Below are 1,532 nucleotides of genomic sequence, written 5' to 3' on the forward strand. Positions count from 1 at the left end.
CCTCGCGGTGCGCCTGAAACGGGCGTTGTGCGGCAGGCGCGGATCCCTGCCGCAAGGAGTGCGGCAGCGACGCTGTCCCCTGCTGACGCGGTGATCGGAATTCCGTCGAAAGTGAAAGTAACCTGATCCCTGATGCGATCAGGCGCACGCCGGAACATGAAACCTCCTGGTTCCGAAGACCGAAATCTCATCCGGGATCCCCCCGGCAGCGATCGCCTGCGCCAGATCGTACGCATGTTGGGGGGCCAGGGTGACGCCTGAATGGGCCATCGTGACGAAGGCGCCGGGATAGGATCGAGACTGTTCGTAGACAGGGCAGCCGTCCAGCGTCATGACCCGAAGCGCCGACCAGGTTCTGACGACATTCAGGTCTGCCAGCAATGGGAACATCCGGATAGCTCGGTCGGCCATGACAGAGGAGATCCCATGATCAATTGTGAGGCTTGCCCCATCCGCCTCCTCGCTGTCGCCGATCATAACGCCGCCCTCGTCGGTCTGGCGAACTGTGACGACCGGATAGCAGAGGAATGGGGCGGCCTTTTCGGTGACGACAATTTGCCCCCGGCTCGGCTTCAGCGGAGCGTCCAGTCCTACCATTGGTGCCAGTCGGGCATTCCCAAGGCCGGCCGCGAGGACGATCTTCGGAGCCCTGATCTCGCCCCAGTTCCCTTTCAGCAGGAATCCACCAGCTTGAGGCTCGATCACGTCAACCACATGATCTGCCCGGTAGTCGACTCCGCCGGCTTTGAAGGCGGTGTGCAAAGCCCGGAAGAGCCGGAGCGAGTTCACGTGCCCGTCCAGGGGGCAGTAGATCGCTCCGCTCACGTCAGGGCCGATCGCAGGGAGGAGCGCCCTCGTTCGCCCATGATCGAGCACCTCGTAGGGGTGTGCCACCGCGCCGGGCTGATTGTGCAGTCTTTTCAGCGTATCGACATTGGCCTGCAATTCCCGGTCGGAAAGACAAAGGGTGAAGCCGCCGGGCTGATCGAGGCCGACGTCAATCCCGGTATCGGACTTAAGGTCCGAAGCCAGCTGGGGCCAAGCTGCGGCTGCGGCTTTCGTCCAGGCGGTGTAGGCGGGGAACCCGAAGCCCTTTCCCTGAACCCAGATCAGGGCGAAGTTCGCTCGCGATGCGCGTAGCGCGATGTCGCCCTCATCCAGCACGCAGACGCGCAAGCCCTGCCGTGCCAGACCCCACGCCAGGCACGCACCCATGAGACCACCACCGACAAGGGCGATGTCGGATTCCGCGTGTATTCGACTGACTGCCATTGCTGTCATCCGCAAACGCGGGGCGCCCATGAGCACCCCGCCGGGCATGATGAGCCTCAGCCTTGAGGCGTGATGTTGGTCTTGAACCACTTCATCGAGAGCTTCTGGATCGTACCGTCCTTGATGGCGCTCTGGATGGCCTCGTCGAAGGCCTTCTTGAGATCGGTCTCATCCTTGCGCAGGCCGACGGCGATGCCAGCGCCGAGCAGGCCGCCCGTCAAGGATGGGCCCACAACGGCATAGTCCTTGAAGTCAGGCTT

Annotated in this window: 3 protein-coding genes; all 3 read right to left on the minus strand. The window is 63.1% G+C overall.

Going from position 1 to position 1,532, the window contains the following annotated elements:
- Nucleotides 1-236 (minus strand): 2Fe-2S iron-sulfur cluster-binding protein (locus KBI52_RS01560; RefSeq protein WP_315974927.1); only part of this gene is annotated, 236 nt, incomplete at its 3' end.
- On the minus strand, nt 139-1,272 hold the full coding sequence (locus tag KBI52_RS01565) for an FAD-binding oxidoreductase (protein ID WP_210804879.1): 1,134 nt from the start codon (nt 1,270-1,272) through the stop codon (nt 139-141). The genes KBI52_RS01560 and KBI52_RS01565, both read right to left, overlap by 98 nt.
- Nucleotides 1,273-1,328: 56 nt before the next feature.
- Nucleotides 1,329-1,532, minus strand: a 204-nt coding sequence (locus KBI52_RS01570; RefSeq protein WP_210804880.1) for a transporter substrate-binding domain-containing protein, incomplete at its 5' end; no start/stop codon positions are given.

The sequence above is a fragment of the Microvirga sp. HBU67558 genome (assembly GCF_018069605.1).
Lineage (GTDB): Bacteria > Pseudomonadota > Alphaproteobacteria > Rhizobiales > Beijerinckiaceae > Microvirga > Microvirga terrae.